This window comes from Micromonospora sp. NBRC 110038, assembly GCF_020884815.1.
Taxonomy (GTDB): domain Bacteria; phylum Actinomycetota; class Actinomycetes; order Mycobacteriales; family Micromonosporaceae; genus Micromonospora; species Micromonospora haikouensis.
Map to the genome: position 1 here is coordinate 565,329 of NZ_BBOL01000001.1, position 13,284 is coordinate 578,612.

Annotated in this window: 12 protein-coding genes and 1 pseudogene; 7 read left to right on the forward strand and 6 right to left on the reverse strand. The window is 75.5% G+C overall.

Annotation, left to right across the window (positions count from 1 at the left end; all coding sequences use genetic code 11):
- Positions 1 to 1,452, reverse strand: coding sequence for a glycoside hydrolase family 3 N-terminal domain-containing protein (locus tag LPU61_RS02415; RefSeq protein ID WP_229403949.1), 1,452 nt, complete (start codon positions 1,450 to 1,452; stop codon positions 1 to 3).
- 162 nt (positions 1,453 to 1,614) lie between these two features.
- On the opposite strand from LPU61_RS02415, the gene LPU61_RS02420 reads away from it, so the two are divergent.
- Complete coding sequence (locus LPU61_RS02420; RefSeq protein ID WP_043962217.1) at positions 1,615 to 2,790, forward strand: ROK family transcriptional regulator; 1,176 nt, start codon at positions 1,615 to 1,617, stop codon at positions 2,788 to 2,790.
- 76 nt (positions 2,791 to 2,866) lie between these two features.
- Here LPU61_RS02420 and LPU61_RS02425 read toward each other — a convergent pair whose 3' ends face one another.
- Both LPU61_RS02425 and LPU61_RS02430 read right to left on the reverse strand, forming a co-directional pair.
- On the reverse strand, positions 2,867 to 3,868 hold the full coding sequence (locus tag LPU61_RS02425) for an ABC transporter permease subunit (protein WP_229403950.1): 1,002 nt from the start codon (positions 3,866 to 3,868) through the stop codon (positions 2,867 to 2,869).
- Positions 3,865 to 4,625, reverse strand: a pseudogene (locus LPU61_RS02430) (ABC transporter ATP-binding protein). Before LPU61_RS02430 ends, LPU61_RS02425 begins: the two are co-directional and overlap by 4 nt.
- 124 nt (positions 4,626 to 4,749) lie before the next feature.
- Between LPU61_RS02430 and LPU61_RS02435 the strand changes: the two are divergent.
- Both LPU61_RS02435 and LPU61_RS02440 read left to right on the forward strand, forming a co-directional pair.
- The gene (locus LPU61_RS02435) at positions 4,750 to 5,592 is read left to right on the forward strand and encodes an ABC transporter ATP-binding protein (RefSeq protein WP_043962219.1); all 843 of its coding nucleotides are present in this window, start codon (positions 4,750 to 4,752) and stop codon (positions 5,590 to 5,592) included.
- 46 nt (positions 5,593 to 5,638) lie between these two features.
- A complete protein-coding gene (locus LPU61_RS02440; protein WP_043962220.1) occupies positions 5,639 to 6,538 on the forward strand; it encodes a ribokinase in 900 nt (299 codons plus the stop codon).
- Between the two features lie 35 nt (positions 6,539 to 6,573).
- Here the strand turns inward: LPU61_RS02440 and LPU61_RS02445 are convergent, their stop codons facing one another.
- From LPU61_RS02445 to LPU61_RS02455, 3 genes are all read right to left on the reverse strand, one after another.
- The gene (locus LPU61_RS02445; protein ID WP_077936534.1) at positions 6,574 to 7,293 is read right to left on the reverse strand and encodes a hypothetical protein; all 720 of its coding nucleotides are present in this window, start codon (positions 7,291 to 7,293) and stop codon (positions 6,574 to 6,576) included.
- A 48-nt stretch (positions 7,294 to 7,341) separates the two neighbouring features.
- The gene (locus tag LPU61_RS02450) at positions 7,342 to 7,824 is read right to left on the reverse strand and encodes a DUF6232 family protein (RefSeq protein ID WP_043962222.1); all 483 of its coding nucleotides are present in this window, start codon (positions 7,822 to 7,824) and stop codon (positions 7,342 to 7,344) included.
- Positions 7,825 to 8,262: 438 nt separating this feature from the next.
- Positions 8,263 to 8,781 carry a DUF6232 family protein gene (locus tag LPU61_RS02455; protein ID WP_043962223.1) on the reverse strand — a complete coding sequence of 173 codons (519 nt, stop codon included), beginning with the start codon at positions 8,779 to 8,781 and terminating at the stop codon, positions 8,263 to 8,265.
- Between the two features lie 99 nt (positions 8,782 to 8,880).
- Here LPU61_RS02455 and LPU61_RS02460 point away from each other — a divergent pair, with 99 nt between their 5' ends.
- From LPU61_RS02460 to LPU61_RS02475, 4 genes are all read left to right on the forward strand, one after another.
- A complete protein-coding gene (locus LPU61_RS02460) occupies positions 8,881 to 9,654 on the forward strand; it encodes an enoyl-CoA hydratase/isomerase family protein (protein ID WP_043962224.1) in 774 nt (257 codons plus the stop codon).
- Positions 9,655 to 9,724: 70 nt separating this feature from the next.
- Positions 9,725 to 11,347 (forward strand): acetolactate synthase, encoded by a 1,623-nt coding sequence (locus tag LPU61_RS02465; protein ID WP_229403952.1) that lies wholly within the window; start codon positions 9,725 to 9,727, stop codon positions 11,345 to 11,347.
- 121 nt (positions 11,348 to 11,468) lie between these two features.
- Complete coding sequence (locus tag LPU61_RS02470) at positions 11,469 to 12,461, forward strand: ATP-binding cassette domain-containing protein (RefSeq protein ID WP_077936539.1); 993 nt, start codon at positions 11,469 to 11,471, stop codon at positions 12,459 to 12,461.
- Complete coding sequence (locus tag LPU61_RS02475) at positions 12,458 to 13,267, forward strand: ABC transporter permease (RefSeq protein ID WP_043962227.1); 810 nt, start codon at positions 12,458 to 12,460, stop codon at positions 13,265 to 13,267. The genes LPU61_RS02470 and LPU61_RS02475 overlap by 4 nt, the downstream gene beginning before the upstream one ends.
- Positions 13,268 to 13,284 lie beyond the last annotated feature (17 nt).

Sequence of the window (13,284 nt, forward strand, 5' to 3'; positions counted from 1 at the left end):
TCAGGGGGTCAGGCCGAGGGCCTGTGCCGCGGCGCGGCCGTTGGCGTGGCTCGCGCCGTACGTGGTGACGAACGCGCGGGCGCCCGCCGGCCGCCACCGCCCCGGCCAGCCCATCTCGACCACGACCACCGGGTGGGCGGCGGCCAGCGCGTCCACCAGCGCCGCGCCGCCCGGCAGCCGGTGCAGGTGCCGGCCGACCAGCACGATCGGTCGCTCCCCGGCGCGGGCACGCAGGGCCGCCGCGTCCGCCTCGGCGGCCGGCACCAGGATCTCCTCCGACCCGGCCAGGTGCGGGCCGAGGCCCCACGGCACCCGCCCCTGCGCGATCGTGGTCGCGGCGTCCAGCCGCACGACGAGGGGCCGGCCCAGCCCGGTGACGTCGCCCTCCACGCGGACGGCGCGCCGCGCGGCGGTGTACCCCAGGTCGGTGGGGGTGATCGGCGACGGGCCGGCGGCCCGGGTCGCGGCGGCGAGCGCGGCGGCCCGGCCGGCGGCCTGCTCGACCCGGGCCCGGTCGAGCCGGCCGTCGCGCAGCGCGGCGACGATCTCGGCGGCGACCCGCTCGACCAGGCCGGCGTCGACCCGCGCGCCGATGCAGAGCAGGTCCGCCCCGGCGGCGAGCGCCAGGACGGCGGCCGGGCCGACCCCGCCGGCGGCCAGCGCCGCGCCCTTCATCTCCAGCGCGTCGGTGATCACCGCCCCGGTGAAGCCCAGCTCACGGCGGAGCAGGTCGACCAGGACCGCGCGGCTGAAGGTGGCCGGGCCGGCGCCGGTGAGCGCGGGCACCCGGATGTGCGCGGTCATGATCGACGCGACGCCGGCGTCGACGACCGCCGCGAACGGGGGCAGGTCGCGTTCGCGCAGCACCGCCGGGGACGCCTCTACGGTGGGCAGCTCGTGGTGGCTGTCGGCGACCGTCGCGCCGTGGCCGGGGAAGTGCTTGGCGCAGGCGGCGACCCCGGTCGACTGGAGGCCGGCGACGGCGGCGGCCGAGTGGACGGCCACCCTGGCCGGGTCCGCGCCGAAGGAGCGGGTGCCGATCACCGGGTTCTCGTCGGCGGTGTTCACGTCCACCGTCGGGGCGAGGTCCACGGTGATCCCCAGGGCGGCCAGCTCGGCGCCGATCGCCGCGTACACCCGCCCGGTCAGCGCCGGGTCGTCGACCGCGCCGAGGGCGGCGTTGCCCGGGTACGGGCTGCCGGTCGCGTGGGCGAGGCGGGTCACGTCCCCGCCCTCCTCGTCGATCGCGACCAGCACGTCGGGGCGGGCGGCGCGCAGCGCGGCGGTGCTCGCCGCCACCTGGGCCGGGTCGTGCACGTTCGTGCCGAACAGGGTGTGCCCGGCGAGCCCCTCGGCGACCAGGTCGACCGCCCAGCCGGGCGGGACCGGCCCCGGGTACGCGGCGAGCAGCGTGCCCAGCGCGAGCCGGCGCAGTCCAGGATCGGTCCCCACGGAGGTCTCCCCTCTGCCGTGCCCGGTCGGGCGCGGCCGTCGTACCGGAGGCGTCGGCCGGTGCCGGGTCGTCCGAGTACCCAGGTTCGGGGTGGCCGTTACGCTACGGTCACCCGCGTGTCGGTTTGGTTAGCAAAGTTTACGAAAAATTGAGGACGTGGCATGAGTGCGACCCGGCTGCCCGGCACCCCCCGCCTGTTGCGGGCGCTCAACGACCGCGCGGCGCTGGAGCTGCTGCTGGAGCAGGGACCGCTGACCCGGGCCCGGCTCGGCGAGCTGACCGGGCTGTCCAAGGTCACCGCCTCCCAGCTCGTCGAGCGGCTGGAGGAACGCGGCCTGGTCGCCCGGGTCGGCGAGCAGGCCGGCGGGCGGGGCCCGAACGCCCAGCTGTACGCCGTCCGGCCGGGCTCGGCGTACGTCGTCGGGGTGGACGTCGGCGCCGAGCGGGTCGTGGCCGCCTGCGCGGACATCACCGGGGCGGTCGTCTCCCGGGTGGAGCAGTCCACCCGCGACACCGACGACCCGGTCGGGGTGGTGCACAACGCCGTCGTGCAGGCCGCGAGCGGTGCCGGCGCGGAGCTGTCCAGCGTGCGCCGGGTGGTGCTGGGCACCCCCGGCCTGGTCGACCCGGCCAGCGGCGACATCACGTTCGCGTTCAACCTGCCGCGCTGGCACCGGGGCCTGCTCGCCGCGCTGCGCGAGGACCTGGCCACGCCGGTGGTCTTCGAGAACGACGTCAACCTGGCCGCCGTGGCCGAGGCGCAGTCGGGGGCGGCCCGGGAGAACCGCGACTTCGTGCTGGTCTGGGTCGGCGCGGGCGTCGGCCTGGCGATCATGCTCGGCGGCCGGCTGCACCACGGCAGCAGCGGCGCGGCCGGCGAGATCGGCTACCTGCCGGTGCCCGGCGTGCCCATCCCGCGCGACGTGTCGCGCCGCGCCAAGCCGGCCTTCCAGCAGCTCGCCGGGGCGGACGCGGTGCTCGCGGTGGCCCGGGAACACGGGCTGCCGGCCGACTCGGCGGCCGACGCGGTGCGCGCGGCCATCGCCGCCGGCACCGCAGGCGGCCCGCTGCTCGACGAGCTGGCCCGCCGGCTGGCCCTGGGCGTGGCGAGCACCTGCGTGGTGCTCGACCCGCCGCTGGTGGTGCTCGCGGGCGAGGTCGGTCAGGCCGGCGGGGCGGCGCTCGCCGAGCGGGTGCAGCACGAGGTGGCCGCGATCACCCTGGTGCGCCCCCGGGTGGTGCCGACCGGGCTGACCGAGGAGCCGATCCTGCACGGTGCCCTGCGCACGGCCCTGGACGCGGTGCGCGACGAGGTCTTCGGCAGCACCGTGGGCTGACCCCGCGCGGCTCATGTGAAGGAATTCTTCACCACCGCGCGGGGTGCTGCAAGGTGTTGCCTGACCTTGCGGCAGCTCAGATGAGGTCGCGGCGGCGGAACGCGCCGAACGCCGCCATGGTAAGCACGCCGACGAGCGTCAGCAGCACCGCCAGCCCGAGCACCCAGCCGATCTGGTAGTTGCCGTCGCAGTAGCCGCTCACCCCCCGACAGGCGGTCGCGTCGGAGAGCCGGGCCTCGCCCGTCAGCCACGCGTCGAGATACGTGGAGAGCATCCAGTCCTCGCCGCGCGGCAGGCGCACCACCTCCACCACCACCCGCAGGCCCAGCTCCCACACCACCGCGTACGCGGTCACCGCGCCGAGCGCGGCGGCCGTCCGCCGGCCCAGCGTGGCCAGGGCGAAGCCGGCCGCCGCGGCGAGCAGCACCAGCCCGCGCAGCCAGATCAGCCCCAGCCCAGGCCAGAAGTCGCCGCCCGTCGCCCCGGGCAGCCCGGCGCCCTGCCCGATCAGCCAGAACACCCCCAGGTACGCCGCCGAGGCCAGCACCGACAGCAGCGTCAGCGCCCCCAGCAGGGTGCCCAGCTTCGCGCCGAGCACGGCGAGCCGCCGGGGCCGCCAGATCAGCAGGTTCACCACCCCGCCGGTGGACAGGTCCGCCCCGATGTACGACGCCCCCACCAGGAACCCGAACAGCACCAGGAACGCGACGAGGAAGTAGAGCAGCGGCCGGGCCTGGTCGGCGAAGGTGAACACCCCCTGCAGATGGTCGGCGGCCACGGGCAGCCGGTCGCGCTGGCCCGGGTCGAACACCGAGCAGTTCGGCGGGTAGTCCTGGGCCTCCTCCGGCGGCAGCGTCCCGCGTACGGCCGCCAGGCACTGCTGGAACGTGTCCTCCAGCGCCTGCCGCTGCTGCGCCGCCGACTGCTGCGCCGCGACGATCTCGTCCGGCGACGGCCGGTGCGAACCCACCAGCGTGGTCACCGCCGTGACCGCGAACGCCAGCACCAGCAGCACCAGCATGAGTCGCACGAAGCGGCGTGTGGCCAGCCGCTCCCACTCGGCCCGGACCAGGTTCACGCCCCCGCCTCCTCGTCCCGCACGCCGCCGTCGGTCAGCTCCAGGAAGACGTTCTCCAGGTCCGGCCGCAGCGGGACCAGCTCGCGTACCCACAGCCCCTGCTCGCCGAGCAGCCGGCTGACCTCGCCGGCGTCGGACACCCCGCCGACCACCAGGTGCTCGGGGCGCTCGTCCACCGCCAGGCCGGCGGCGCGCAGCAGCTCCGCCGCCCGGTCGGGCTCCGGCACGCGGACCAGCCACTCGTGCCGGCCGGGTCCAGCCCGTTCGCCGGCTCGTCGAGGATCAGCAGCTCCGGCTCCTTGAGCAGCGCCGAGGCCACCGCGAGCCGCTGCCGCATGCCCAGCGAGTAGCCCCGCACGTCGTCCTCGCCCCGGTCGAGCAGCCCCACCTGTGCCAGCACCTCGTCGACCCGCCGGGTCGGCACCCCACCGGCCAGGGCGAGCAGCCGCAGCGTGCGGTGCCCGGTGAAGTTGCCGAAGAACTGCGGGGTCTCCACGATCGCGCCGACCCGGGCGGCCACCCGCGCCTGCGCACGCGGGACGTCCTCGCCGAACAGCCGCATCCGGCCGGAGTCGGCCCGGACCAGGCCGAGCAGGGCGCGCAGCGTGGTGGTCTTGCCCGAGCCGTTCGGCCCGAGGAAGCCGTGGATCTCACCCCGCCCCACCAGCAGGTCGAAGCCGTCCACGGCGACGTGCCGGCTCCGGTACGGGCCGTGGAACGCCTTGCGCAGCCCCGCGATCTCGATGACCGCGCTCATCCGATGTGCTCCCGGTGTGACATCCGCGCCTCCCCCGTGCGGTGACCAACGACACGGCGCCCCACCCTAGGGTGTGGACGCTGCCCGTGGGGGGCGGTGCGGCGGTGCGTGGTTGGATGGGCGGGTGACTGGTGACCTGATCCCCGGCGCCCCGGGCGCCGCCCCCGCCGCCACCCCCGTGGACGCGGATCTGGTGGTCAGCCTGGACGGTGTCGGCGTACGCCGGTCCGGCACCGCGCTGCTGCACGACGTGCACTGGCGGGTCGAGCTGGACGAACGCTGGGTCGTGCTGGGCCCGAACGGTGCCGGGAAGACCACGCTGCTGAACCTGGCCGCCGGCCGGCTGCACCCGACGACCGGCGTCGCCCACGTGCTGGGCGAGCGCATCGGCCGCACCGACGTCAACGAGCTGCGGATGCGCATCGGCCTGTCCACCGCCGCCCTCGCCGGGCAGGTGCCCGCCGAGGAACGGGTCGCCGACGTGGTGGTCACCGCCGCCTGGTCGGTGGTCGGGCGCTGGCGGGAGAGCTACGACCCCGGCGACGAGGCGCGGGCCCGCGCCCTGCTCGGTCAGCTCGGCGTCGGGCACCTCGCCGACCGGCCCTTCGGCACCCTGTCCGAGGGGGAGCGCAAGCGCGTGCAGATCGCCCGCGCGCTGATGACCGACCCCGAGCTGCTGCTGCTCGACGAGCCCGCCGCCGGGCTCGACCTGGGCGGGCGCGAGGACCTGGTGGCCCGGCTGGCCGAGCTGGCGCACGATCCGGACGCCCCGGCGCTGGTCCTGGTCACCCACCACGTCGAGGAGATCCCGCCCGGCTTCACCCACGCGTTGCTGCTGCGCGAGGGCGCCGTGGTGGCCCAGGGACTGCTCGGCGACACCCTCACCGCCGACAATCTCGCCAAGACCTTCGGCCTGCCGCTGACGGTCGAGCGGCACGGCGCCCGCTGGACGGCCCGCGCCGCCTGAGTCGCGAGTTGGGCGCATCGGAGCGGCCGGAGCAAGGGAGGCAACCGTGCGGCAGACCCGCGTCGCCGTCGTGGGCAGCGCCAACATGGATCTGGTGGCCACCGCCGGGGCCCTGCCCCGCCCCGGGGAGACGGTGCTCGGCAGCGACTTCGTCATGGTGCCCGGCGGCAAGGGGGCCAACCAGGCGGTCGCCGCCGTGCGGGCCGGTGCGTCCTGCGCCTTCCTCGGCGCGATCGGCTCGGACGCGTTCGGGGTGACCCTGCGCGCCCGGATCACGGCGGCCGGCGTCGACACGGGCCACCTCCGGGTGGTCTACGGGGCGTCCGGCGTCGCCCTGGTGATGGTCAGCGCCGACGGCGAGAACGCCATCCTGGTCACCCCCGGGGCGAACGCCGCGTTCACCGGCCTCACCGAGGGCGAGCTGACCGCCGTACGCGACGCGGACGTCCTGGTCGCCCAGCTGGAGATCCCGGTGGCGACGGTGACGGAGGCCGCGCTGGCCGCCCGGGCCGCCGGCACCCGGGTGATCCTCAACGCCGCGCCCGCCCGGCACGTGCCGGCCGAGCTGCTCGCCGCCGTGGACCTGTTGGTGGTCAACGAGAACGAGGCGCGGACGCTCACCGGCGCCGGGCGCGACGACCCGGGTGCCCTGCTCACGCTGGTGCCCCGCGCGGTGCTGACCCTCGGCGGCGAGGGCGCCTGGTACGTCGAGCGCGACGCCGCGCCGGTGCACGTCCCGGCGGTGCGGGTCGACGTGGTCGACTCGACCGCCGCCGGGGACGCGTTCACGGCCGCGCTCGCGGTGGCCTGGGGCGAGGGGCGGGACCTGCGGGCGGCGGTGCACTGGGCGGCGGCGGCCGGCGCGGCCTGCGTACGCAGGCTGGGCGCGTCCGTGGCCCTGCCCAGCCGGGCCGAGATCGACCAGCTCTACGCCCCGCCGGCCTGAGCTGACCGCCCGGCCGGTTCACCCGCCGGGGCGACTCACTCGTCGGTCAGCTTCTCGCCCCGGCGGCGGAGCATGCCGAGGCCGGGGATGCCGGCCACGGCGAGCTTCAGGTCCCGGGTGACGTCGAGCAGGTCGTGCAGGTCGGGGCCCACCCGGTCCAGCGTCGCCAGGATCGGCAGGATGTCGGCGGTCAGGTGCTCCTTGAGTTTGGGCAGCTCGTCGACGAGGCGGATGGCCGCGGTCACCTCCTCGTGGCTGAGCTGCTCGACGAACCGGGTCGCCATCGGCGCGCCCCGGCGCAGCGCCGGCTCGTACGCGGCCAGCAGCTCGGCGGCGGTGCCGGCCGCCTCGGCGGCGGCGGTCACGGTCCCCGCGGCGCGGTGGGCCACCGCGTCGGCCTCGGCGACCACCGTGCCGGCGGCGGCGGAGACCCGCTCGGCCTCGCCGACGACCACGGCCGCGGCGGCGGCGACCTCGGTGGCGGTGTCGATCGCGGTGGTCGCGGCGGCGCTGATCACGGCGACCTCCCGGACGGCGCTCTCGGCGTCGTCGAGCACCCGGTCGGTGCGGTCCAGCGTCCCCTCGATCCGGTCCACCACCCCGTTGATCCGGTGCAGCAGCGCCTCCACCCCGTCCAGTACCGCGAAAGCGCGGGCCGGGACGGCGGCGAACGAGGCGGCCGAGCCGAGCGCCTGGTCGAGGGCGGTGCGGGTGAGGCCGACGACGGCGGACGGCCGGGGGAGGGGAATCACCATGCCTCCCAGTGTGCGTCGGACGGACCAGTGCCGCCCGGTCAGCCCCGGTCAGCCCCTGTCGCCCTGCTGCTCCACGGCCCGCTGCACGGCGCGGTAGATCTGCCCGAACCGCAGCGCGTCCGGCGTGCTCAGCAACATCACCTCCCGCCCGTGGTGCTGCACCCACAGCTCGTTGACCCGGTTGCCGCGCTCGTACGAGCGGTCCAGCCAGCCGAGCGGCAGCTCCAGGAACGGAACCAGGGCCAACGCACCGACCGCGCAGGCGGCCAGGATGATCAGGGCGAGGGTCCAGTTGCCCCGGTCCTGCGCCGACCAGGCGAGCGACACCACGCAGACCAGCGCCACCAGCGGCGGCAGCGACAGCAGGAGCACCAGCACGCCCCGGCCGATCACCCGGCCGCGGACGGCGAGGGTGGTGCGTCCGCGCGCGTGCCAGACGTACGTGACGTCGGCGAGCGCGATGGTGTGGCCACCCACCCGGATCGACTCGGAGGTCACCTGCACCGCGTCGTCCTGGTAATAGATGGCCATCACCAAGCCTAACCGCCGCCGGGCGCGCTCGCCCAGCCCGGCGAGGGACGTTCGGGTCCTAGGGAGCTGAGTCATCCACGACATCGCCCGCCCGGGCACGGCATCCCTCCCCGGTCGGACACCGCACTGCACCGCACTGCACCGCACCACGCAGCACCGCACGGCACAGCCCCGCCCCACGCAGCACCGCCCCGCACAGCCCCGCCCCGCATCGCACGGCACCCCACCGCACAGTCCCGCCCCGCATCGCACGGCACCCCACCCCACCCCACCGCACCGCACGGCACGGCACCACACAACGCCGCACAGCGCCGCCCGCCCCGGGCCTGATCCATCCACGACATCAGCTCGCTAGTCGGGCTGAAGCCCCTGCTGGGGGTCCGGGGCGGCGCGGGAGCCGCCTCCCCCCGGCCGGCGAGGTGCGGTGCGGGCCGGGCGCTACGGCCTGACGGCGTTCCCCGGCGGGCGGCCGCCGGTCTGACCGAACCGCTCCGCCTGCCCTGCCGGGCTGGCCTCCACCGCCCGCTGCACCGCCCGGTAGATCTGCCCGAAGCGCAGCGCGTCGCCCGTGCACACCAGCCGCACCGGCTGGCCCCGCCAGCGGGCCCACAGCTCCAACTGGCGGCTGCCCCGGGCGTACGAGCGGTCCAGGTGCTCGAAGAGGAAGTCGGCGACCGGCCCGACGGCGAGCCCGACCAGCACGGAGGCTCCCACGATGGCGATCGTGACGGTCAGCGAGCGGTGCAGCCACAGCGCGAGCGCCACCCCCAGCGCGGCGGCGACCAGCGGGCCGGCGAGCGCCGCGCCGATCGCGCCGCGGCCGGCGAGCACCCGCCAGGACCGGCTGCCGCGCAGGTGCCAGACCATGCTGATCTCGGCCAGCGGGTACGTCCGGCCGTCCACCCGCACGGAAGTGGAGGTGACCTGCACCGACCTGTCGTCGTAGTACGTGACCATGGCGGACTCCGGTGGGGCGGGGCGGACATCAGACTATCTGCCCCAACGATCCGGGCCGTAAGGTTGGCACGCGACTTCGACGAGGAAGTGAGGGCAAGTGTGAGCGAGTTCGTGCGGCTGGAGACCAAGGACGGCATCGGCACCATCCGGTTGGACCGGCCGCCGATGAACGCGCTGAACAAGCAGGTCCAGGAGGAGTTGCGCGCCGCCGCGGCGGAGGCCACCGCCGACCCCGAGGTCCGCGCCGTCATCGTGTACGGCGGCGAGAAGGTCTTCGCGGCCGGAGCGGACATCAAGGAGATGGCCGTCATGTCCTACGTGGACATGGCGGAGCGGGCGGCGGACCTGTCCAGCGCGCTCGGCGCGTTCGCCCGGATCCCCAAGCCGGTGGTCGCCGCGATCACCGGTTACGCCCTCGGCGGCGGCTGCGAGCTGGCCCTCGCATGCGACTGGCGGGTGGTGGCCGAGGACGCGAAGCTCGGCCAGCCGGAGATCAAGCTGGGTGTCATCCCCGGCGCGGGCGGCACTCAGCGGCTGGCCCGGCTCGTCGGCCCGGCCCGCGCGAAGGACCTGATCATGTCGGGCCGGATGGTGGACGCCCAGGAGGCGCTGCGGATCGGCCTGGCCGACCGGGTCGTGCCGGCCGCCGACGTGTACGCCGCCGCCGTCGAGCTGGTCACCCCGTACCTGAACGGGCCGGTGCAGGCGCTGCGGGCGGCGAAGCTGGCGGTCGACGCCGGCCTGGACATGGATCTCACCTCGGGCCTGGCCTGGGAGACCCAGCTCTTCGCGGCGTTGTTCGCCACCGACGACCGGCGTGAGGGCATGGCCGCCTTCGTCGAGAAGCGGAAGCCCGACTTCACCGGCCGTTGACCCGAGCCCGGTTCACATTCCGCCTACCGGCCAGTAGCGTGTGACTCCGGCCACGGTGAGGGGAGCGGCGATGACGGAGCGGGTCGAGGGTCACGGCGGACAGTTGGCGCTCGCGGCGCTGCGCGCGCACGGCGTACGCGAGATGTTCACCCTCTCCGGCGGGCACGTCTTCCCGCTCTACGACGCGGCGCACACCGCCGGCTTCCCGCTCTACGACGTGCGGCACGAGCAGTCGGCGGTGTTCGCGGCCGAGGCGGTGGCCAAGCTCAACCGCCGCCCCGGCCTCGCCGTGCTCACCGCCGGCCCCGGCGTCACCAACGGCGTCTCCGGGCTGACCAGCGCCTTCTTCAACGCCTCGCCGGTGCTGGTGCTCGGGGGCCGGGCCCCGCAGTTCCGCTGGGGCTCCGGCAGCCTGCAGGAGATGGACCACCTGCCGCTGGTCGCCCCCGTCACCAAGCATGCCGAGACGGTGTTCGGCGCCGACGACATCCCGCGCGCGGTCGGCGCGGCGCTGACCACCGCGCTCACCCCGCACCGGGGCCCGGTCTTCCTCGACTTCCCGCTGGAGGCGATCTTCTCCGTCGGCGACGCCGAGCTGCCCGAGGCGGTCGCGCCCGCCCCGATCGAGGCCGACCCGGAGGAGGTGACCCGGGCCGCCGGGCTGATCGCCGCCGCCCACCGCCCGGTGATCATCGCCGGCTCCGACGTGTACGCCGGGGACGCCGTCGACGCCCTGCGGGCCGCCGCCGAGGCGCTGCGGGTGCCGGTGTTCACCAACGGGATGGGGCGCGGCGCGCTGCCCCCGTCGCATCCGCTGGCCTTCGCCAAGGCCCGCCGGGTCGCCCTGTCCGGCGCCGACGTCGTCGTCGTGGTCGGCACCCCGCTGGACTTCCGGCTCGCCTTCGGCGACTTCGGCGACGCGCGGGTCGTGCACGTGGTGGACGCGCCCAGCCAGCGGGCCACCCACGTCACCCCGGCCGCCTCGCCCGCCGGTGACCTGCGACTGATCCTCACCGCGTTCGCCGAGCACCCCGGCGACCGGGCCGACCATGACGACTGGGTCGCGCGGCTGCGCGAGGCCGAGGACGCCGCGAAGGCCCGCGACGCCGAGGCGATGGCCGCCGAGACCGACCCGATCCGCCCGGCCCGCGTCTACGGCGAGCTGCGCCGGGTGCTCGCCCCCGACGCCATCACCATCGGCGACGGCGGCGACTTCGTCTCGTACGCCGGGAAGTACCTGGAGCCCGCGCAGCCCGGCACCTGGCTCGACCCGGGCCCGTACGGGTGCCTCGGCACCGGCCTGGGTTATGCGATGGGGGCCCGGGTCAGCCACCCCGACCGGCAGGTCTGCGTGCTGATGGGCGACGGCGCGGCCGGCTTCTCGCTGATGGACGTGGAGTCCCTGGTGCGCCAGAAGCTCCCCGTCGTGATCGTGGTCGGCAACAACGGCATCTGGGGGCTGGAGAAGCACCCGATGCGCGCCATGTACGGCTACGACGTCGCCGCCGACCTCCAGCCCGGCCTGCGCTACGACAAGGTCGTCGAGGCCCTCGGCGGGGCGGGCGAGACGGTGGAGAAGGCCGGCGACCTCGCCCCGGCCCTGGAGCGGGCCTTCGCCTCGGGCGTGCCGTACCTGGTCAACGTGCTCACCGACCCGGCCGACGCGTACCCCCGCTCGTCGAACCTGGCCTGAGCGCCACCGCTTAATTCGGGGGACTCCCGGCGTCTGTCGTCGTAACGTCAGCCGAGGCTCGGCAGTTTGTCAGTGCCGTCGGCCAGTTGGCGTGACACATGCACAGACGACGGGAGTTTCCATGACGTACGCGATCCGGGCGGAGGGCCTGGTGCGACGCTTCGGCGCCACCACGGCCCTCGCCGGAGTCGACCTCGCGGTCCCCAGCGGGACCGTGTACGGGTTGCTCGGGCCCAACGGGGCCGGGAAGACCACCACCGTGCGGGTGCTCGCCACCCTGCTCGCCGCCGACTCCGGCCACGCCACCGTCGGCGGGTACGACGTGCGCCGCGACGCCCACCGGGTGCGCCAGCTCATCGGCCTCACCGGCCAGTACGCCTCGGTCGACGAGGCGCTCACCGGCACGGAGAACCTGCTGCTCATCGGCCGGCTGCTCGGGCTGTCCCGGGCCGACGCCCGGGCCCGGGCCCGGGAGCTGCTCGCCCGGTTCCAGCTCGCCGACGCCGCCGACCGGGCGGCGAAGACCTACTCCGGCGGCATGCGCCGCCGCCTCGACCTGGCCGCCAGCCTGGTCGGCCGCCCGCAGGTGCTGTTCCTCGACGAGCCGACGACCGGGCTCGACCCGCGCAGCCGCAACGACCTGTGGGACACGGTGCGCGGCCTGGTCACCGACGGGGTGACGGTGCTGCTGACCACGCAGTACCTGGAGGAGGCCGACCAGCTGGCCAGCGAGATCGCCGTGGTCGACCACGGGCGGGTGATCGCCCAGGGCACCCCGGAGGAGCTGAAGGCCAAGACCGGCGGCCAGGTCCTCGCGATCCGTCCGGCGGACCCGGCCGACCTGGCGACCGTGGTGGCCATCGCGGGGGAGGCCGCCGCCGCCAGTCCCGAGGTGGCCCAGAGCACCGTGACCGTCGCGGTCAACGGCCCCGGGGTGCTGCCCGCCGTGGTCCGCCGCCTCGACGACGCCGAGATCCCCGTGGCCGAGCTGGCCCTGCGGGGCGCCAGCCTCGACGAGGTCTTCCTGCACCTCACCGGCCACCGTGCCGAGCCCGACGCGCCGACCGGCGACGACACCCCGTCCGGGGCCGACCTGGAGAGGACGCCGGCATGACCGCCGCCACCGTCACCGCCCCGCTCACCCCGGCCCGCCGCCTCGGCGTGGGCGCCGGGGTGCGGCACACCCTCACCCTGGCCTGGCGCAGCCTGGTGCAGATCAAGCACAACCCGATGGAGCTGCTCGACCTCAGCATCCAGCCGGTGATGTTCGTGCTGCTGTTCACGTACGTCTTCGGCACGGCGATCTCCGGCTCGCCGGGGGAGTACCTCACGTTCGCCCTGCCCGGCATCATCGTGCAGAACGCCCTGTTCGCCACGATGACCACCGGGTTCGGGCTCAACAACGACCTCACCAAGGGGGTGTTCGACCGGCTGCGCGCCCTGCCGATCGCCCGCTGGGCCCCGCTGGCCGGGCGGATCCTCGCCGACACCGTGAAGCAGGCGTGGTCGGTGTCGCTGCTGATCGGCGTCGGGGCGATCCTCGGCTTCCGGCTCGGCAACGGGGTGCTCGGGCTGCTCGGCGCGTTCGCCCTGCTGCTCGCGTTCTCGCTGGCCGCGGCGTGGATCTCGGTGCTGGTCGGGGTGCTGGTCAGCGAGCCCGACAAGGTGCAGATCTTCGGGTTCACGGTGATCTTCCCGCTCACCTTCACCAGCAACGTCTTCGTCCCCACCGACCGGATGCCGGGCTGGCTCCAGCACTGGGTCGAGGTCAACCCGGTGACGATCCTGGCCGACGCCCTGCGCGGCCTGCTGGTGGGCGGCCCGGTGGTCGGCCCGGCGATCCAGGCGATGATCTGGGCCGTCGCGCTCGCCGCCGTCTTCGCGCCGCTGGCGGTCCGGGCGCTGCGGCGTCGCGTCTGACGCCTGCGGGGGCGGCC

Excerpts from the sequence above, each read along its gene's own strand:
- LPU61_RS02420 (WP_043962217.1), top strand. The coding sequence starts at position 1,615 with ATGAGTGCGACCCGGCTGCCCGGCACCCCCCGCCTGTTGCGGGCGCTC.
- LPU61_RS02445 (WP_077936534.1), bottom strand. The coding sequence starts at position 7,293 with ATGGTGATTCCCCTCCCCCGGCCGTCCGCCGTCGTCGGCCTCACCCGC.
- LPU61_RS02450 (WP_043962222.1), bottom strand. The coding sequence starts at position 7,824 with ATGGCCATCTATTACCAGGACGACGCGGTGCAGGTGACCTCCGAGTCG.
- LPU61_RS02455 (WP_043962223.1), bottom strand. The coding sequence starts at position 8,781 with ATGGTCACGTACTACGACGACAGGTCGGTGCAGGTCACCTCCACTTCC.
- LPU61_RS02465 (WP_229403952.1), top strand. The coding sequence starts at position 9,725 with ATGACGGAGCGGGTCGAGGGTCACGGCGGACAGTTGGCGCTCGCGGCG.
- LPU61_RS02470 (WP_077936539.1), top strand. The coding sequence starts at position 11,469 with ATGACGTACGCGATCCGGGCGGAGGGCCTGGTGCGACGCTTCGGCGCC.
- LPU61_RS02475 (WP_043962227.1), top strand. The coding sequence starts at position 12,458 with ATGACCGCCGCCACCGTCACCGCCCCGCTCACCCCGGCCCGCCGCCTC.